At 69.3% G+C, this 18117-nt stretch carries 21 protein-coding genes; 16 read left to right on the forward strand and 5 right to left on the reverse strand.

Going from position 1 to position 18117, the window contains the following annotated elements; all coding sequences use genetic code 11:
* Positions 1-50 precede the first annotated feature (50 nt).
* From ACEQZY_RS17955 to ACEQZY_RS17970, 4 genes are all read left to right on the forward strand, one after another.
* On the forward strand, positions 51-1325 hold the full coding sequence (locus ACEQZY_RS17955; RefSeq protein ID WP_370156254.1) for a hypothetical protein: 1275 nt from the start codon (positions 51-53) through the stop codon (positions 1323-1325).
* On the forward strand, positions 1322-2032 hold the full coding sequence (locus tag ACEQZY_RS17960; protein WP_341705408.1) for a hypothetical protein: 711 nt from the start codon (positions 1322-1324) through the stop codon (positions 2030-2032). Before ACEQZY_RS17955 ends, ACEQZY_RS17960 begins: the two co-directional genes overlap by 4 nt.
* Positions 2033-2122: 90 nt before the next feature.
* Complete coding sequence (locus tag ACEQZY_RS17965) at positions 2123-2914, forward strand: hypothetical protein (protein WP_341705407.1); 792 nt, start codon at positions 2123-2125, stop codon at positions 2912-2914.
* A 94-nt stretch (positions 2915-3008) separates the two neighbouring features.
* Positions 3009-3758: a hypothetical protein gene (locus ACEQZY_RS17970; RefSeq protein ID WP_370156256.1), complete on the forward strand. Its 750-nt coding sequence runs from the start codon at positions 3009-3011 to the stop codon at positions 3756-3758.
* A 227-nt stretch (positions 3759-3985) separates the two neighbouring features.
* Here the strand turns inward: ACEQZY_RS17970 and ACEQZY_RS17975 are convergent, their stop codons facing one another.
* Positions 3986-4381, reverse strand: coding sequence for a tautomerase family protein (locus tag ACEQZY_RS17975; RefSeq protein WP_370156258.1), 396 nt, complete (start codon positions 4379-4381; stop codon positions 3986-3988).
* A gap of 137 nt (positions 4382-4518) precedes the next feature.
* Between ACEQZY_RS17975 and ACEQZY_RS17980 the strand changes: the two genes are divergently transcribed.
* Positions 4519-5370: a LysR family transcriptional regulator gene (locus tag ACEQZY_RS17980; RefSeq protein WP_370156260.1), complete on the forward strand. Its 852-nt coding sequence runs from the start codon at positions 4519-4521 to the stop codon at positions 5368-5370.
* A gap of 22 nt (positions 5371-5392) precedes the next feature.
* Here the strand turns inward: ACEQZY_RS17980 and ACEQZY_RS17985 are convergent, their stop codons facing one another.
* Entirely contained in the window at positions 5393-5749 is a 357-nt protein-coding gene (locus ACEQZY_RS17985; RefSeq protein ID WP_341705797.1) for a DUF1428 domain-containing protein, read from the reverse strand.
* 60 nt (positions 5750-5809) lie between these two features.
* On the opposite strand from ACEQZY_RS17985, the gene ACEQZY_RS17990 reads away from it, so the two are divergent.
* Entirely contained in the window at positions 5810-6325 is a 516-nt protein-coding gene (locus ACEQZY_RS17990) for a MarR family winged helix-turn-helix transcriptional regulator (RefSeq protein WP_370156261.1), read from the forward strand.
* Between the two features lie 50 nt (positions 6326-6375).
* The gene (locus ACEQZY_RS17995) at positions 6376-6807 is read left to right on the forward strand and encodes a VOC family protein (RefSeq protein WP_370156263.1); all 432 of its coding nucleotides are present in this window, start codon (positions 6376-6378) and stop codon (positions 6805-6807) included.
* A 93-nt stretch (positions 6808-6900) separates the two neighbouring features.
* Here the strand turns inward: ACEQZY_RS17995 and ACEQZY_RS18000 are convergent, their stop codons facing one another.
* Positions 6901-7437 (reverse strand): GcrA family cell cycle regulator, encoded by a 537-nt coding sequence (locus ACEQZY_RS18000; protein ID WP_370156265.1) that lies wholly within the window; start codon positions 7435-7437, stop codon positions 6901-6903.
* A gap of 150 nt (positions 7438-7587) precedes the next feature.
* Between ACEQZY_RS18000 and ACEQZY_RS18005 the strand changes: the two genes are divergently transcribed.
* The 9 genes from ACEQZY_RS18005 (at position 7588) to ACEQZY_RS18045 (ending at position 16029) form a co-directional block, all read left to right on the forward strand.
* Entirely contained in the window at positions 7588-8487 is a 900-nt protein-coding gene (locus ACEQZY_RS18005; protein ID WP_341705269.1) for a phytanoyl-CoA dioxygenase family protein, read from the forward strand.
* Between the two features lie 11 nt (positions 8488-8498).
* Positions 8499-9815, forward strand: coding sequence for an ActS/PrrB/RegB family redox-sensitive histidine kinase (locus tag ACEQZY_RS18010; protein WP_370156267.1), 1317 nt, complete (start codon positions 8499-8501; stop codon positions 9813-9815).
* A 40-nt stretch (positions 9816-9855) separates the two neighbouring features.
* On the forward strand, positions 9856-10383 hold the full coding sequence (locus ACEQZY_RS18015) for an ActR/PrrA/RegA family redox response regulator transcription factor (protein ID WP_341705267.1): 528 nt from the start codon (positions 9856-9858) through the stop codon (positions 10381-10383).
* A 7-nt stretch (positions 10384-10390) separates the two neighbouring features.
* Positions 10391-11125 (forward strand): metallophosphoesterase family protein, encoded by a 735-nt coding sequence (locus ACEQZY_RS18020; protein ID WP_370156269.1) that lies wholly within the window; start codon positions 10391-10393, stop codon positions 11123-11125.
* A gap of 72 nt (positions 11126-11197) precedes the next feature.
* The gene (gene hldE, locus ACEQZY_RS18025) at positions 11198-12655 is read left to right on the forward strand and encodes a bifunctional D-glycero-beta-D-manno-heptose-7-phosphate kinase/D-glycero-beta-D-manno-heptose 1-phosphate adenylyltransferase HldE (protein ID WP_341705265.1); all 1458 of its coding nucleotides are present in this window, start codon (positions 11198-11200) and stop codon (positions 12653-12655) included.
* 6 nt (positions 12656-12661) lie between these two features.
* A complete protein-coding gene (locus ACEQZY_RS18030; protein ID WP_370156271.1) occupies positions 12662-13837 on the forward strand; it encodes an FAD-dependent oxidoreductase in 1176 nt (391 codons plus the stop codon).
* A gap of 4 nt (positions 13838-13841) precedes the next feature.
* A complete protein-coding gene (locus ACEQZY_RS18035; protein WP_341705708.1) occupies positions 13842-14627 on the forward strand; it encodes an aldo/keto reductase in 786 nt (261 codons plus the stop codon).
* A 46-nt stretch (positions 14628-14673) separates the two neighbouring features.
* Complete coding sequence (locus ACEQZY_RS18040) at positions 14674-15210, forward strand: hypothetical protein (RefSeq protein WP_370156272.1); 537 nt, start codon at positions 14674-14676, stop codon at positions 15208-15210.
* 24 nt (positions 15211-15234) lie between these two features.
* Positions 15235-16029, forward strand: a complete 795-nt coding sequence (locus ACEQZY_RS18045; protein ID WP_341705710.1) for a cyclic nucleotide-binding domain-containing protein — start codon at positions 15235-15237, stop codon at positions 16027-16029.
* A gap of 14 nt (positions 16030-16043) precedes the next feature.
* Here ACEQZY_RS18045 and ACEQZY_RS18050 read toward each other — a convergent pair whose 3' ends face one another.
* Together ACEQZY_RS18050 and ACEQZY_RS18055 are read right to left on the reverse strand one after the other, a co-directional pair.
* Positions 16044-16526, reverse strand: a complete 483-nt coding sequence (locus ACEQZY_RS18050) for a hypothetical protein (RefSeq protein ID WP_370156275.1) — start codon at positions 16524-16526, stop codon at positions 16044-16046.
* Positions 16504-18114, reverse strand: coding sequence for a peptide chain release factor 3 (locus ACEQZY_RS18055; RefSeq protein WP_370156277.1), 1611 nt, complete (start codon positions 18112-18114; stop codon positions 16504-16506). Before ACEQZY_RS18055 ends, ACEQZY_RS18050 begins: the two co-directional genes overlap by 23 nt.
* Positions 18115-18117: the final 3 nt, after the last annotated feature.

The raw sequence follows: 18117 nt of genomic DNA on the forward strand, positions 1-18117 counted from the left end.
TGCCGCTGGGGGCCGATGGCCGCGTCGGCCCCAATGGCGAGGGCGAGACCATGGCCGCCCTGCGCGATGCCGTGGGCGACAGAATGGGCCCGGCCCCGACACCCGACGACATCGACCGCCGGCATGACGAGGAGGCCCGGCGCGGCGATGCGCCGGACAGGGCCGCGCCGCCGCCGGCGATCCGCGATGTCCCCGACGATGCCGAGCCCGCATTCCGTGCCGGCGCGCAGGTGGCGCGCGGCCCGGGCCTGCCCGGCCGGCGCGGAATCCCGCGTTTCGAGCCCGATCCCTATCGCATCGGCCCGACGGAGGAGTACCGGCCGCCGCAGCGTCATGCGCCGCCGGCATCCCCGGCGCCGTCGCTGCTGCAGCCCGGTGCCGAACAGCGGCAGTCTCCGGCGGTCCCACAGCCTTCCGTCCCGCCCACGCAACGCATGCGCGGTGAAAGCTGGTCGCCACCGACTGCGGAAGAAGAGCGGCAGATGCGCGAGGCGATCCGCGCGGAGGAGCGGCAGCGCCAGCGCGACCTGCTGAATCCGCGTCGCACATATCTCGACCGTCTGCCGCTGGCCGGCCGCGACGATCCGCCGGCCGATGCCGCCGGCCCGCGCCGCGGCCGCGTCGTCATCGCCGAGGATGGTCGCGAACTGACCGTGCCGCCGCTTGAGCCATGGGCTGATACACTGCAGGGAGCAAAGCGGGACTTTGTCGACCGGCTCAACGATGCCTTCGCCATCGAGATGGCAAAGAAGGGCGGCGGTGGAGGTCGCGGGAACCTGCTGACCCAGCGCGGCGTGAATATTGCCATTCAGGAATGCCTGAAAGCCGCCGAAGAGATGTTTCCCGACGCTGAGGTCACACACCGGAGTGGTGGGAATTTTCAGGGGAGAGCGGATCTCAAGCGGCTTGTCGAAGAGCATATGTGGAATTTCGACGAAGACGGAGGCAAAGTTCGGACTGGCAGCCGGCGACCTGATTTCGGTATCCTGATTGCACGGAACATTGTTGAAATGGTGCGCGGCAGCACGGTCGACACCAAGGCGAATGGCGAGGCTACGTCGCGAGAAGGCGCAGCCAAGCGCGATATTGAAAGCATGTCGCCCGTCGAAAAACTGGCGATCATTGCCAAGTCGAAGCCCGGCATGAGCGAAGCAGGATTCCGGGCCGAAGCGCGGAAGGTGTGCATGGATACGATGAAGCAGGTCAGGTTGGACTGGGAGAAACGGGGCGAGTTCGACAAGCCCGTGCCCGACGTACTGCCTGACTATGACGGCCCTCAGAATGCCCGTGAGGCGAAGAAGCGGCGGGAGCTAAGGGGGAAATGAGCCAGCCGGTCTGGATACGCTCGAAGGAAGTCTGCTTCCTTGAAGCCGACTGGTGGGATTTCGGCATGGCCCTGCAGGAGATGTTTCCGCAGGCGCGGTATTACCGCGAGCCGGATCCCATCAATCGCCCGGAAGACCGGGCGCAGACCCCCGAGCCGCCGGTGATCACTTTGCACGATCATCTTCTGGATACCCGGCCCCGGCCGATGGGGACGGTGATGATGGTGTTCGATCCGGACTGGCAGCCGTCTTTCCGGAAAATCAGCACGGAAATCGGCCGGGAACCCGAGGATTGGCGATGGGGGCTGACTGGGGAGCCGCCGCTGCCCTATGTGGCGTTCGGCTTGGGAGGGCATGTTTTCGAACAGCCGGTGCCGCATCCCTACAAGGGCGCCATCCACTTTTACACCGAGCCCCATAACGGCGAGCAGGCGGCAATGATGGGCCGCTTTTTCCGCCTGTTCGGCAAATTCGCCACCAACCGCAAGGGATTGGTCCGGGTTCGCGTGCCGGAGTTGACCGTGACCGCGCCGGTTGGAAAAGGTCAGCCGGACTGGTGCGGCCATCATGCCCTCGAATGGGCGCGGCAGAACCCGAGCCGTGTGCTGTTCTACGAGCGGGCCGGCTTCGGAATCCGCCCGACCGGCGAGGTGCTGCCGCTGGCGAAGGCGGCAGCCGGCAAAAAAAGCCGTCGTGCCGGCGGATGATGCGAAACGCCCGGAGGAATACGAAGGCGCATCCAGCGCCCGGGCAGCGGCGGAGCGCCGCGACGCCGCTAAACAGAAAGCGGGGAAGAAATGAAGCCGCCGGTCCGCCGCTACCGCTCGCGCCCGGTCGAATACATCCCGCCGCCGCCGGCGGTGCCGGGCTTCTCGCGCGGCTGGATCAGGTCGCGGAATATCTGCTTCATCATGGCCGACTGGGAAGCCATCGGTGACGCGCTGCTGGTTGCCTGCCCCTATGCGCAGTATGTCCGGCGCCTGACACCCCCCGAACGCGACCTCGAAAAGAAGGCCGACCCGCCGCCGACCCGCCATATCTGCGACCTGGTGCCGCCGGTCAACCGGTTTCCCGTCGATATCACCGCGCAATTCTACGGCGGTCCCCAGGCCGGCCACGATCCGGAGGATCCGGCCCGCATGATCGCGATGGCGCCATCCTTCTCGATCCGCGATGCCGGGCGAATCTATCCGGCCGATCATGAACCGGAGCAGGCCAGTTCCGGGCGGATCGATTTCTGGCTGGAATCGAACAATGCCGACCACATCGCCTTCATGCGGCAGATTTTCAGCCTGTTCGGGCGCTTCTCGTCGAACCGCCACCAGATGATGGTGTCGGTGCCCGATTACGAGGGTTACGGCCACAAGGTGGCGGGCGACCTGTGGCTCGGTCATGAGGCGATCCGCTGGGCGCTGGAGGACCCGAAGCGTGTGATCGACTATCGCACCTACGATTGGCGGGATAGCGAACCGCTGCTTTCGGAGCAAGGCGAGCCTCTGCGCGGCTGCGGCGTCCGGCCCATCGCAGAAAAATGGGCCGGTCGCTGGCCGCATCTGGCGGGCAGCGTGCCGGCGCCGTCAGGCAAGTAGTGTTTTTTGAGCATGACCCGGCGCCGGAGATTCCGGCCATCTATGAAGGCCCGGCCAATCTGCTGCGGGCGCTGGGCCGCAGGAGAGGCGTGCCGTGAGCGAGGACCCCGATTTTGGCATCCCCGGCCATATGCGGACCCCGCCGCCGACTAATATCCGCGGCCGGGAAGTCTGCATGCTGGCCCGGGACTGGGACGATTTCGGGCAGGCGGTGGCCGAAACCTGGCCGCAGGCGCGGTATTATGTCGAACGTGATTACGTCAACGACACGGAATCATGGCAGCACGGGCCGGAACCGCCGCCGGTGCAGTTTTTCCCCACGCTGGGCGACGCCTGCCGCTATCCCTATCGCGCCAGATTCCGGGTGATCGTGTTCGATCCGGACTGGCAGCCGCAGCATCGCAAAACCCGGTCTGGCTGGGCGAAAGTTGACTGGTACTGGTTGCTTCGGCCACCGCCGCATCCCTCTGTGCGCATCTGGCCCGGCGGTTATATCCGCGACCGGCCGGTACCGCATCCCGATACCGGCGAGATTCATTTCTACCTCACGCCGAAGGACAAGGCGCAGCTGGCGCTGGCCGCGCGCTTTTTCCGGCTGTTCGAAAAATTCGCCGCCGGCCGCAAGGGCCTCGTCCGCGTCCGCCTGCCCGGCTACGAGGTGACGGCACCGGTTGCAAAAGGCTCGCCCTTCTGGTGCGGGTATCATGCCATCGAATGGGCCCGCGAGGATCCGAAACGGGTGCTGTTCTGTACGCATGGCGTGTTCGGAACCCGCCCGACCGGCGACGTGCTGCCGCTGACGAAGCCGACGCCCGGCAAAAAAAGCCGTCGCGCCGGTGGATGATGCGGGGCTGCTGCTGCGCAGCGCCCGGGAGGCGGCATCCGCCCGATTGCCGAAAATGGGCCGGCCGCTGGCCGCATCTGGCCGGCAGTATGGCGGCGCCGTCAGGCAGTTAATCCTCTGCGGTGATCCGCTCGATGGCGGTGCGGGCGGGTTCCCCGGCGGTGCTTGGGAAGGGCATGCCCTCCGGGCTGCGCAGGTCCTTCGAACCTGTGCCCGCCGGCCCGGATCTATGCCGCTTCGTCCTTCGCATACTGCGCCTCGCCATGGCCCATCGACCAGTTCTCGGGCAGCGTCTCGACCAGGTTGATGAACACATCCTCGGGGCGCAGGCCCGGGCTGGCCACCAGCTTTTCGGTGATGCGGCGGTACAGCGCCTTCTTCTGCGCGAGGCTGCGGGTGTTGCTCACCGCGAGCTGGATCACCACGAGGTCGTCGCTGCGCGCCACGCCCAGATAGGTCGGGCTGCACCAGAAATCGGCGGCGTCATGCTCGGTCACCAGCATGAAGTAGTCGTCCTCGGGCACGTTGAAGGTCTCGCGCATGGCGGCATAGAGGCCGTCGAGGATGGCCTGACGGTACGCGGCGGGCTTGCCGCGGCGGAGCGAGATGCGGGAAAGCGGCATGGGATGGGTCCTCCTGTCCGGGTGGGTCGTCCGGCCGGCGGGGCCGGTCGCTGGAGAGGAGGTTAGCGCCCACTTGATCATTCGAAAATGATATGGAATCATATTTCAATGATTTTCATTTGTAATGATAGCCCGACATGAAGGCGCTCGATATCGACGCCGTGCAGGCCTTCGTGCTGGTGGCCGACCTCGCCAGCTTCACCCGCGCGGCCGAGGCTATGGCCGCCACCCAGTCGGCGGTCAGCCTGAAGATCAAGCGGCTGGAGGGCGATCTGGGCCGCCGCCTGTTCGAGCGCACGCCGCGCCGGGTGCGGCTGACGGCCGCCGGCGAACTGTTCCTCGACCGGGCGCGCCAGCTGGTCGCCGCCCATGGCAGCGCGCTGGATGCCTTCGCCACCGAGCGGCGAAGGCTCGCCGTCGGCATCAGCGATCATGCGGTGGGCGCCGAACTGCCGCTGCTGCTGCAGCGGGTGAAACATGCCGAGCCGGGTCTGGTGCTGGAGATGCGGGTGGGCAGTTCGCGCGACCTGCTCGCCGAATTCGATGCCGGCGCGCTCGATGCCGCCATCGTGATGGGGCAGGAGGCTGGCCGGCGTGGCGGCGAGGTGCTGCTGGCGGAAAGCTTCGGCTGGATGGCGGCGCGCGATTTCGTGCACCGCCCGGGCGAGCCGCTGCCGCTGGCCGCCCATTCCGAAGGCTGCGGGATGCGCGGCATGGGCGTGGCGGCGCTGGATGCCGCCGGCATCCCGTGGACCGAGGTGTTTGTCGGCGGCGGCGTCGGTACGGTGGCCGCTGCCGTCTCGGCCGGGCTGGCGGTCGCCGTGCTCGGCCGCCGCGTGGCGCCGCGGGATACGGTCGATGCGGGCCCGGCGCTCGGCCTGCCGCCGCTGCCGCCGCGCGATCTGGTGCTCCATACCGGCCTGTCCGATCCGGCGGCGCGGCAGTCGCTCAGGACGCTGGCGGCCGCGATCCGCTCGACGGCTGCGTGAGCCTGAGCGGACGCAGGGCGGCTTACTTCACCACCACCTTGAAGCCGCCCATCGACATGCGTTTGGTGTCGAAGGGCATGTCCTTCGGGTCGCACATTTCCTTCAGGCGTGGATCGGCCATCACCTTTTTGTTCACGCGGTCGCGGTGGGCGCGCGATTTGTATTCGATCCAGGAGAACACCGCCGTCTCGGTCGGTTTCAGCTTGAGAAGTTTCGGATAGGGCAGGCCGAAGGGCACGGCGAGGTCGTCGCCGGTGCATTCGCGGTAATCGAGCGCGCCGTGCTCGCGCCAGACCTTCGCGGCCTTCTTCGCCAGTTTCACATAGGCCGGCAGCTTCTTCTTCGGCACCACCAGCAGAAAGCCATCCACGTAACGCATCACGGTCTCCTTCGGGAAAACGGGCTTGACTAGGTAGGTTGATATCAACATAATTTAGCCATGTCAAACCGCCCGCCCAGCCGCACACCGTCTGCGCATCTGCCTGCTGCGCCGGAGCCGCGCCTGCCCTACGAGGCGACGATCATGGTGCGCGACAGCTGCCTGTGCCTGCATGCCCAGCGGGCGGCGCGGGCCCTGGCCCGGCATTTCGATGCGGTGCTGCGGCCCTTCGGGCTGACCAACGGGCAGTTCTCGCTGCTGATGGCGCTGAACCGCCCGGTGCCCGCCACCATGGCGCCGCTGGCCGAGCTGCTGGCCATGGACCGCACGACGCTGACCGCGGCGCTGAAGCCATTGCAGCGGCGCGGCCTGCTGGAGGTGCATCCCGATCCGGCCGACCGCCGCAGCCGGCAGGTCGTGCTGACCCCCGCCGGGCGCAGCCTGATGGCCGATGCCCTGCCGGTGTGGACAGCCACCCATGCCGGAATCGACCGGCTGGTCGGCGATCCCGGCCGCCTGCGCGCCGACCTGCGCGCGCTCGACCGCCTGCATGCCGGCCTGCCGGCCGCCGCCTGAGCTTTTCGTCTTCTCCACCCACAGCACCGCAACGAAGAAGGAGTTTCCCCATGCGTCTCAATCCCTACCTGTCCTTCAACGGCACCTGCCGCGAGGCCATGGATTTCTATGCGAAGGTGCTGAACGCGCCGTCGGAAGGCATCATGACCTATGGCGAGACGCCGATGGCCGGCGACATGCCGGCCGAGATGCTGGGCCGCGTCGCCCATGCCCGCATCCGCATCGGCGATGCGCTGCTGATGGCCAGCGACAGCCCGGCCAGCCTGTATCAGACGCCGCAGGGCGTGACGGTGACCCTGAATATCGACGAGCCGGCCGAGGCCGACCGCGTCTTAGCCGCCCTGTCGGAGGGCGGCACCATCACCATGCCGATTGCCGAGACCTTCTGGGCGCACCGCTTCGGCACCTGCATCGACCGCTTCGGCACGCCGTGGATGGTCAACTGCGAGAAGCCGATGGCCGCGGCCCAGGCTGCCGAGTAGGCGGGCTGCCGAACAGGCGGCGGCGGACGGCGGACATGAAAAAGCCCGGCGGTGGTGGCCGCCGGGCTTTCAGGAAACCGGACCATCCGGTGGTCAGGCGGCGTTGACCGCCTTGACCGCCTCGACGGCGCTCTCCGGGTTCCAGTTCGTGTAGGCCTGGGCGCAATGCGCGGCGCAATAGGGCTTGCCCGGCAGCGCGACGTGGCTGCAGAAGCCGAAATCGGCGGTCTTCGGGTCGCCGATCGGCCATTTGCATTGCGGGCCGGATGTCGGCGTCAGCGCCGCCAGCATCGCCGGGGTCAGCGCATTGCCTTCCCGCGGTGCATGGCTGTGGCCGGTCGCCGGCGCCGTGGCGCTGCTTTCCTCGCGCACCCGCACCGGGGCGGGGCGGGGGGCCGGCGGCGCGGCGGCATGGCCGCCGCCACCGCCCGAGGGCGCCGCGGCCACCCGGGGCTGGGCCGGCTTGTCGCTGCGCATGATCGGCGAGGCCCGCTTGGCGAGCCCGATCCGGTGCGCCTTGCCGACCACCGCATTGCGGGTCATGCCCAGCGCCTTGCCGATCTGGGTGATCGACTGGCCGGAATCCCAAAGTTGCACAAGAAGTTTAACCTTCTCGTCTGTCCACACCATATCTAGCCCCCGTTCTTGGACTGAGACGCTAGATGGAGTAAGGCGACAAAAGCCCGCCGGGTCAACCGGACTCTGGCCTTTTCCACAGGAATCTTGTTTTTGCAGGCAGATTCAGGCCTGCTGGCAGCAGCCGAATCGGGATTATCCCCAATGTCCGCCTTCCCCGACCCGTCCCATAACTGGCAGGCCGCCCTCCCGGACCCGGCGCAGTTGCGCGCCGCCTTTGCCCGCGACGGCTATGCCGTCATCCGCGGCCTGTTCGGGCCGGCGGAGGTGGCCGCGATGGCCGCCGCCTTCGACCGTTTCTGGGCCGAGGGGCTGGCGCTGCCGCGCAGCTTCCGGCACGGCAACCTGCTGTTCCGGCTGGGCAGCGACCCGCAGCTGGGGCGGATCCTGCGCATGGTGCAGTGGCCGTCCTGGCGCGATGCCCTGCTGGATGCCGTGCGGCTGGATCGCCGTTTCGCCGCCCTGCTCGGGCCGCTGATCGGGACGGATCTCAAGCAGATCATCAACCAGATGCACTGGAAGCCGCCCGGCGCCACCCGCGCCGATTTCGCCTGGCACCAGGACAGCCGCTTCCGCCGCCCGGCCGCCGCCTTCCGCGCGCTGGCCAGCTCCTATGTGCAGACCGGCATCGCCATCGACCCCCATACCCGCGACAGCGGCGCCATGCGCATCCTGCCCGGCAGCCATCTGCGCGGCGACCTGGGCCACGATCTCGCCCTGGGCAGCGACGGGCCGGTGCTCGACCAGGGCCCGCAGGACCGCGCGCTGGAGGCCGCCGGCCTCGATCCCGCCGCCGTCACCGACCTGACCCTGGCGCCGGGCGACGTCGCCCTGTGGTCGCCCTTCCTGGTGCATGGCTCCGGCGCCAATGTCTCGCCGCGCGACCGCCGGCTCTACATCAACGGCTATGTGACCGCGGCCAACTGCGACCGCGGCGAATGGGCCTTCCGCGGCGGCCGCCCGGTACCGCTTGGCCCGGCGCCCGTGCTGGTGCATTACGAAGAGCTGGCCGCGCGGCCGGAGCCGCATTTCCTCGACGAATGAAAACCGCACCGATGCCCGCCATCCTTGAAACCCTGCGCGACCGCCTCGGGCCGCATCTGGGCCATGCCGACGATCCCGCCGGCCGCGTGCGCCTGCAGACCCTGGTGCTGCTGCGCTGGATCGCCATCACCGGCCAGCTGCTGGCCATCCTGTTCGTGCATTTCGGCCTCGATTTCCGGCTGCCGCTGCTGCCGGCGCTGGCGGTGGTCGGCGTCTCGGCCCTGCTCAACATCGTGCTGTTCATCGTCTATCCGATCGCCAAGCGGCTGTCGGAAGCCGGGGCCACTGGCTATCTCGCCTTCGACCTCGCGCAGCTCGGCCTGCTGCTGTACCTGACCGGCGGCGTCGACAATCCCTTTGCCGTGCTGATCCTGGTGCCGGTCACCGTGTCGGCCACCATCCTCACCCTGCGCTCGACGGTGGCGCTCAGCCTGCTGGCCTTCCTGCTGGCCGGCGTGCTGACGGTCTGGCATTTCCCGCTGCCCTGGACCCCCGGCAGCAGCCTGTCGCTGCCCGCCACCTACCAGTGGGGCACCTTCATCGCGCTGGCGCTGGGCACGCTGTTCATCGCCACCTATGCCTGGCAGGTGGCCGAGGAGGCGCGGCGGATGTCGGATGCGCTGGCGGCGACGCAGATCGCGCTGGCCCGCGAACAGCAGGTCTCGGCGCTGGGCGGCCTGGCGGCGGCGGCGGCGCATGAACTGGGCTCGCCGCTGGGCACCATCGCCGTGGTGGTCAAGGAGATCGGCCGCGACACGCCGCCCGGCCATCCGCTCGCCGAGGATATCGCGCTGCTGCAGAGCCAGGTCGAACGCTGCCGCGAGATTCTCGCGCGGCTGTCGCGGCGGCCGGCCGCCAGCAGCGATGTCGAGGCCTTCGCCGATCTCGGCATCGCCAACCTGATCGAGACGGCGGCGCAGCCCTGGCGGCGCGAGGGCATCGGCTTCGCGGTGGCGCTGAAGGACGAGGGGCCGCCGCCCAACCTGCCGCGGCAGCCGGAAATCATCCACGGCCTCAGCAACCTGCTGCAGAATGCCATGGAATTCGCGCGCAGCCGCGTCGATGTCGAGCTGCGCTGGGACGAGCGCAGCATCCGGCTCGACATCCTCGATGACGGGCCGGGGCTGAATGTCGACATCCTGTCGGCGCTGGGCGAACCCTATGTGACCAGCCGGCCCGATGCCGGCGGCATGGGGCTCGGCGTCTTCATCGCCATCAACCTGCTGCGGCGCAGCGGCGCCCAGGTCAGTTTCGCCAACCGCCCCGGCGGCGGCGCGCGCGCCACGGTCCGCTGGAACCGGCCTGCGACAGTGCGGCCGCGGCCATAGGGGTTGCGCGGCCCTGCCGGTCGGGTACATTTCCCACACGATGACCGACAATTCCCTCCTGATCGTGGATGACGACGAGCCGTTGCGGATGCGACTGGCCCGGGCGATGGAAAAGCGCGGCTACCAGGTGCAGACGGCGGAAAGCGTCGCCATCGGCATCCAGATGGCGCGCGCGCGGCCGCCGGCCTATGCGGTGGTCGACCTCAAGCTCGGCGACGGCAACGGCCTCGACGTGGTCAGTGCCATCCGCCAGGCCCGCCAGGATGCCCGCGTCGTCATGCTGACCGGCTACGGCAACATCGCCACCGCGGTTGCCGCCGTGAAGGCCGGCGCCGTCGACTACCTGCCCAAGCCGGCCGATGCCGACGATGTCGACCGCGCGCTGAAGGTGGGCAATGCCGCGCATCCGGCGCCGCCGGACGAACCGATGTCGGCGGAACGGGTGCGCTGGGAACATATCCAGCGGGTCTTCGAGCTGTGCGACCGCAACGTCTCGGAAACCGCCCGGCGGCTGAAGATGCATCGCCGCACCCTGCAGCGCATCCTCGCCAAGCGCTCGCCGCAATAGGCGCGCGATGCGGCTGGAAGAGGCCAGGCTGCCGCCCGGGCTTCGGATCTACGCCATCGGCGACATCCATGGCCGCGCCGACCTGCTCGACCGCCTGCATGGCCTGATCGAGGCCGACCTTGCCGCCGCGCCGCCGCCAGGCCGCTGCCTGGTGCTCTATCTCGGCGATTATGTCGACCGCGGCCCCGATTCCGCCGGGGTGCTCGACCGGCTGTGCCGGCCGCGCCAGCGCGGCGGCCTGGCCGGGATCGAGACGCTGGCGCTGCTGGGCAACCACGAGGCGATGCTGCTGGAATTCCTCGATGCGCCCTACGGCGCCTCGCTGTGGCTGGCCAATGGCGGCGATGCCACGCTGAACAGCTACCGGGTGCGGGTGCCGGCCTCCTTCGACGAGCTGCTGCTGACCCAGCGCGCCCTGCTGCGGGCGCTGCCGCGGCAGCATCACGAATTCCTCAGCGGGCTGCCGCTGCAGGCGCGGATCGGCGATTACCTGTTCGTGCATGCCGGCATCCGGCCGGGCCTGCCGCTGGACCGCCAGAGCCGCGAGCACATGATCTGGATCCGCGACCTCTTCCTCGATTCGGAGGCCGATCACGGCGCCATCGTGGTGCATGGCCATACCATCGTGCATGCGGTCGAATGGCGTCCCAACCGCATCGGCATCGATACCGGCGCCTATACCACCGGCCACCTGACCGCCCTGGTGCTGGAGGACGGCGAGCGCCGGCTGCTGCAGACCTGAACCGCCCCTCCGGGCGGCCGCCCCGGAACGGGAGGGGCTGGCAATCGCCGCCCCGGCGGTGTATCGAAAGCCATGTCCGAATTTCCCGCCAGCCTGGTCGACTTCACCGCCGCCCGCGTGCTCGTGGTCGGCGACGTGATCCTCGACCGCTTCGTCTACGGCAGCGTGCAGCGCATCTCGCCCGAGGCGCCGATCCCGGTGATGCAGGCCGAGCGCGAGATCGCCATGCCCGGCGGCGCCGGCAACGTGGCGCGCAACATCGCCGCTCTGGGCGGACAGGCGACGCTGCTGGGCCTGGTCGGCGACGATACCGGCGCCGACCTGCTGAACGAGATCATGGCGGTCGAGCCCGGCATCTCCGCGCAGCTGGTGGTCGACGAGACGCGGCCGACCATCGAGAAATCCCGCTTCATCGGCAGCCGCCAGCAGCTGCTGCGGGTCGACCGCGAGGTGACGCGCGAACCGGCGGCGGCGGCGCTCGATGCCCTCGCCGCGGCGGCCGGGGTGGCGCTGCAGGATTGCGACGTGCTGGTGCTGTCGGATTACGCCAAGGGCGCCATCGCGCCGCCGGTGGTGACGGCGCTGGTCGCGGCGGCGAGGGCCGCGGGCAAGCCGGTGCTGGTCGATCCCAAGGGGCGCGACTTTTCCCGCTATCGCGGCGCCACGCTGGCGACGCCGAACCTGGCCGAGGCGATGCTGGCCAGCGGCCTGCCCTGCGGCAGCGATCTCGAGGTGATTGCCGCCGGCCGCCAGCTGCTGGCCGACAGCGGCATCGCCAATGTGCTGATCACCCGCGGCGCCGCCGGCATGACCCTGCTGCAGGCGGGCGACCATCCGCCGCTGCATCTGCCGGCCGAGGCGCGCGAGGTGTTCGATGTCTCGGGCGCCGGCGATACCGTGGTGGCGGTGATGGCCGCGGCCCTGGCCGCCGGCCGCAGCCTGGCGCAGGCGGCCTATCTGGCCAATGTCGCCGCCGGCATCGTGGTCGGCAAGATCGGCACCGCCGTGGTGCATCCCGACGAACTGCGCGAAGGCCTGCACCGGCCCGATCCGCACAGCACCGAGGCGAAGATCGCCAGCCGCGGGCAGGCGCGCGAACGCGTCGGCCTGTGGCGGGCCAAGGGCGAGCGGATCGGCTTCACCAACGGCGTGTTCGACCTGCTGCATCCGGGCCACCTGGCCCTGCTGGGCGAGGTGCGGGCGCAGTGCGACCGCCTGATCGTCGCCATCAATGCCGATGCCTCGGTGAAGCGCCTGAAGGGGCCGCAGCGTCCGGTGCAGGACGAACGGCATCGCGCGCTGGTGCTGGCGGCGCTCGGCATGGTCGACATGGTGGTGGTGTTCGACGAGGACACGCCGATCCCGCTGCTCGAACTGCTGAAGCCGGACCTGCTGGTGAAGGGCGGCGATTACGGCATCGACCAGGTGGTCGGCGCCGATGTCGTGCGCGGCTACGGCGGCGAGGTGCGGGTCTCGAAGCTGGTCGAGGGTCAGAGCACCACGGCGACGATCAGCCGCCTCAGGGACTGAGCGGCGATGTCCGGCCCGGCCCAGGTGGATGTCGCCGTCATCGGCGGCGGAATCGCCGGCCTGTGGCTGCTGGCCCGGCTGCAGAAGGCGGGCTACAGCGCCGTGCTGCTGGAGGCCGAGGCGCTGGGCGGCGGCCAGACGCTGGCCTCGCAGGGCATCGTCCATGGCGGCCTGAAATACGCGATCAACCTGACGCTGGGCAGCGACAGCGAGGCGCTGGCCGACATGCCGGCGCGCTGGCGCGCCTGTCTCGACGGCCGCGGCGAGGTCGATCTGCACGGCCTGAAGCCGGCGGCGGAGCGGCATCTGTTCTGGGCGCGGCGCACGCTGGCCAGCCGGATGACCGGATTTTTCGGCAGCAAGCTGCTGCATGGCCGCGTCGACCGGCTGGAGGAAGCGGCCTGGCCCGCGGTGCTGCGCGATCCGGCCCATGTCGGCGCCGTCTATGCGCTGGACGAGATGGTGCTGGATGTGCCCGCCCTGCTGCGCAGGCTGGCGGCGCCGCGCCGCGCCACGATCCGGCAGGGCCGGCCGGATCTGCGCGAGGCCGGCGCGGGCGGGGCGGTCATGCTCGGCTTTGCCGATGGCCGGCATCTGCAGGCGGGCCATGTGGTGCTGACGGCCGGTGCGGGCAACGCCCATGCCCTGGCGGCGCTCGGGCTGCCGGCAGCGATGGCGCAGCGCCGCCCGCTGCACATGCTGATGATCGGCAACGCGCCGGGGCCGCTGTGGGCCCATTGCTTCGATGTCGGCGACAAGCCGCGGGTGACCATCACCACCCATCGCCGCGGCGATGGCAGCCTGGTCTGGTATGTCGGCGGCCAGATCGCCGAGGCCGGGGTCGCCCAGGGCGAAGCCGCGCTGGTCGCGGCGGCAAGGGCGGAATTCGCCCAGCTGCTGCCGCAGCTCGACCTGTCCGGCTGCCGCTTTGCCGGCCTGCGCGTCGACCGTGCCGAGGGCGCCACCGCCGATGGCCGCAAGCCGGACGGGCCGGTGCTGCAGCGGCAGGGCCGGGTGCTGCTGGCCTGGCCGACCAAGCTGGCACTGGCGCCGCAGCTGGCCGACCTGGTGCTGCAGGCCCTGCCGCCGCCATCGCGCGCGCCCTTCGATCCGGCGGTGCTGGCCGCCTGGCCCGAACCGCCGGTTGCCGCCGCGCCGTGGGAGGCCGCCGCATGGCGATGAGGGCATGGCGATGAGGCGGATGGAGACGCGGCCGCTGGGATCGACCGGCATCGCGGTCAGCCTGCTCGGGCTCGGCACCGTGAAGATCGGCCGCAACGAGGGGGTGAAATATCCGCGCGGTTTCGACCTGCCTGACGATGCGGCAGTGGTGGCCCTGCTGGAAGAGGCGCGCACGCTGGGCATCACCCTGCTGGATACGGCGCCGGCCTATGGCGAGAGCGAACAGCGGCTCGGCCGGCTGCTGCCAGGCCGGCGCGAGGACTGGGTGATCGTCAGCAAGGCCGGCGAGTGGTTTGCCGGCGGACAATCGCGGTTCGATTTTTCGCCCGATGCCATTCAGGCCTCGGTTGAGGAAAGCCTGCGCCGCCTGCGCACCGACCATCTCGATGCCGTGCTGCTGCATTCCGATGGCGCCGACGAGGCCGGGTCCCGCTTCCTGCCGGCCGCCGAACGGCTGCAGCGGCTGAAGGCGCAGGGCAAGCTGCGTGCCACCGGCTTTTCCGGCAAGACCGCGGCCGGCGGTCTGCATCTGCTGCCCCATGTCGATCTGCTGATGGTGACGTATAATCCGGGCCATCGTGACGAGCGGCCGGTGATCGCGGCCGCGGCGGCGGCCGGCCGCGGCGTGCTGGTGAAAAAGGCGCTGGCCAGCGGCCATCTGGCCGATCCGGCGGCGGCCCTGGCGGAAATCGCGGCGATCCCCGGCATTTCCGGGATTGTCGTGGGCACATTGTCGCGAGAAAATCTGCGGGCCAATGCCGCAGCTGTGATGCCCGCCGCCGGCCGGTAGCGGGTACAACGGAAGGGCCGGCCGCGTGCCGGCAACGGAGACCAGGATGAACCAGACAGGTCAGCAGGATTCGGGCCGGCAGGATTCAGGCCAGCAGGATTCGGACGGACAGGTTCCGGACGGGCAGGATCTGGCGCAGGACGGTCTTGCCGCCGGCGCCCAGGAGCTGCAGGCCTTCGGCTGGGAAGCCGCCGAGATCGCGCTGCCGCCCGGCAGCGGGGCATCGGGCAGCGGGGCATCGGGCAGCGGGGCCACTGCCGTCAGCGGCTTCCGCCGCGGCGATTTTGCGGTCTATGGCGCCGACGGTGTCTGGCAGGTGGTGGCGTTGCCGGCACAGCTGCTGCTCGGGCGGCTGCCGACCGCCTCGGCGGTGCGGCGCTTTGCCGCCAAATGCGTCAGCTTTCCGGCGCAGCCGAACGGCGCCGTGATCGGCACGGCGCGGCAGGCGATGCTGCAGGCGGTGGAGGAGGAACTCTCGACCGCGCGCCATGCGGCGCAGCAGATCGAGGGCCGCATCGACGACCTGATGGCCAGCATCGACGACATCCGTGCCAAGGCGATCCTGTTCTCGCATGACGACTGAGGCGATGAAGGAGGCGGCGACAGCATGAGCGAACAGGGCGAGCAGGATTTCACTTTCGGCCGCGGCGCCACGCTGATCCGCGAGGGCGACCAGGGCGCCTTCTGCTACCTGATCCTGTCCGGCAGGGTGGAGGTGTTCCGCACGGTCGACGATGCCAAGGTGCGGCTGGCGGTACTGGGCGAGGGCGGCGTGGTCGGCGAAATGGCGCTGATCGACCCGGCGCCGCGGTCAGCCAGCGTGGTTGCCATCGAGCCGACCAGCTGCCGCCGCATCACCGGCGCCGCGCTCGACCGCGCGCTGGATGCCTCGCCGCCGCTGGCGCGCTATCTGCTGCAGACCTATATCCGCAACATCCGCCATGCCCAGGGCTGCGAGCGTGCCGGCGATGACGGCGCTCTTGCCGGTGCCGCTATGGGCGATGCGGCGCCGGTCCTGTCCGAACGCGGCGCCCTGCGGGTTCTGGACCGCAAGGTCTATGCCGCCGGCGACGTGATCTTCCGTGCCGGCCAGCCCGGCTACAGCGCCTTCCTGGTGCAGAGCGGCCGGGTCGAGCTGCTGCGCGAGATTCCGGGCTGCGAGGACGAGAGGCTGCGCAGCGTCGGGCCCGGCGAGGTGTTCGGCGACCTGTCGCTGCTCAGCGGCGGCCCGCGCGGCGCCACCGCGGTGGTGCGCGAGCCGGCCGCCTGCGAGATCATCAACGCGGCCAACCTGAATGCCGTGCTGTCGGCCTGCCCGCCGGTGGTGCGGGCGCTGATGCGGATCTATGCGGGGGTGATGCAGCGGCAGAATGGCGGCCGCGCGCATGCCATGCAGGGCTAGCCGGCCGGGCGGGACTAGCGGCGCGGCACTTCCTGCAGGCTGCGGACATAGACGCCGCTGATCTGGGGGCCGTCCTTCAGTGCCCTGTTGATCTGGAACAGCAGGCGGCGCTTCAGCCGGTCGAGATCGACATCCGAAAGCCGGCCATCCTTGCCGAGCGGCTCGCGGTTCAGTTCCATGATCACCGCGTTGTAGACACGCGGCATGTAGTTGTCGACGGCACGGGCATTCTCGACGGTGCCGCAATCGACGGTCAGGGTCATGATGACGGTGCTGGACGGTGCCACCGGCGCGGTGACGGCCTCCACCACCAGCTGCGGCGAATTCACCGGCGGCTTGTCGGGCACGCCGGGTGGCCGTTCCTTCTTTTCCTTCTTGTCGCCGCCGCCGGCCGCCCGTGCCGGCGCGGCCAGCGCCGCCGGCAGCAGCACGCCGCCGGCCAGCAGGGCCAGCAGGCGGCGGCGGGGCAGGGGGCTATGAGCGTTCGCGCGTCGCATGGAACCTGATCTTATCCCATTTCTTCTCGATATAGGACAATTCCCAGGCATTGCGAGCCATGAAAACCGGGGCGCCGTCGCGGTCGTCGGCGATGGTGCCGCGATTCTGGGCGACGAAGTCGTCGAGGTCGCGGTCGGTCTCGCCCGATACCCAGCGCGCGGTCTCGTAGGGGGCCTGCTCGAAGCCGACCTCAAGCCCGTATTCCTCGGCCAGCCGGGCCGCCAGAACATCAAGCTGGAGCGGGCCGACCAGGCCGACGACCCAGTCGGAACCGATGCGCGGCCGGAACACCTGGGTGACGCCTTCCTCGGCCAGGTCTTCCAGCGCGCGCTGGAGATGCTTGGCCTTCATCGGGTCGGACAGGCGCACCCGGCGCAGGATTTCCGGCGCGAAATTGGGAATACCGGTGAAACGCAGCTCCTCGGCCTCGGTCAGCGTGTCGCCGACCCGCAGGGTGCCGTGATTGGGAATGCCGATGATGTCGCCCGGCCAGGCCTCGTCGGCCAGGGCGCGGTCGCGGGCGAAGAACAGCGTCGGGTTGCTGACCGTGATCGGCTTGCCGCTGCGCACCTGCTTCAGCTTCATGCCGCGTTTGAAATGCCCGGAACACAGCCGCAGGAAGGCCACCCGGTCGCGGTGATTCTTGTCCATGTTGGCCTGCACCTTGAACACGAAGCCGGTGACCGGTTTCTCGGTCGGGATCACCATGCGGCCTTCCGCCGGCTGCGGTTGCGGCGGCGGCGCGAAATGGCCCAGGCCCTTCAGCAGTTCGTCGACGCCGAAATTCTTCAGCGCGGTGCCGAAATAGACCGGCGTCATGTGGCCCTGGCGATAGGCTTCGGCATCGAATTCCGGATAGCCCACCTGGATCAGCTCGATATCCTCGCGCAGCTTGGCCAGCTGCACCTCCGGCAGCAGCTCGGCGGCGCGCGGATCGTCGAGGCCCTTCTCCAGGATGATCACTTCCGGTTCGAGATTCCTGTTCTCCTTGCCAGTGATCAGCAGGCGGCCGGAGAACAGGTCGTAACAGCCGCGGAAATCGTGGCCCATGCCAATCGGCCAGTTCGCCGGCACGCAGTCCAGCGCCAGGGTCGATGCGACCTCGTCGAGCAGGGCGAAGGGGTCCTGGCTCTCGCGGTCCATCTTGTTGACGAAGGTGATGATCGGCATGTCGCGCAGCCGCGTCACCTCAAACAGCTTGCGGGTCTGGGTCTCGATGCCTTTCGCGGCGTCGAGCACCATCACCGCGCTGTCGACGGCGGTCAGCGTGCGGTAGGTGTCCTCGCTGAAATCCTCGTGGCCCGGCGTGTCCAGCAGGTTGAAGGTCCAGCCCTGGTATTCGAAATTCATCACCGAGGTGGAGACCGAGATGCCGCGCTGCTGCTCGATCTTCAGCCAGTCCGAGCGCGCGCGCCGGCTCTCGCCGCGGGCCTTGACGGCGCCGGCCAGATGGATGGCGCCGCCGAACAGCAGCAGCTTTTCGGTCAGCGTGGTCTTGCCGGCGTCCGGATGCGCGATGATGGCAAACGTACGCCGGGCGCCAATCGGATCATTGGCGCCCGGAATGGCGGCAGCAGGTTCAGACATCGA

Source organism: Ferrovibrio sp., assembly GCF_964218355.1.
Taxonomy (GTDB): Bacteria; Pseudomonadota; Alphaproteobacteria; order Ferrovibrionales; family Ferrovibrionaceae; genus Ferrovibrio.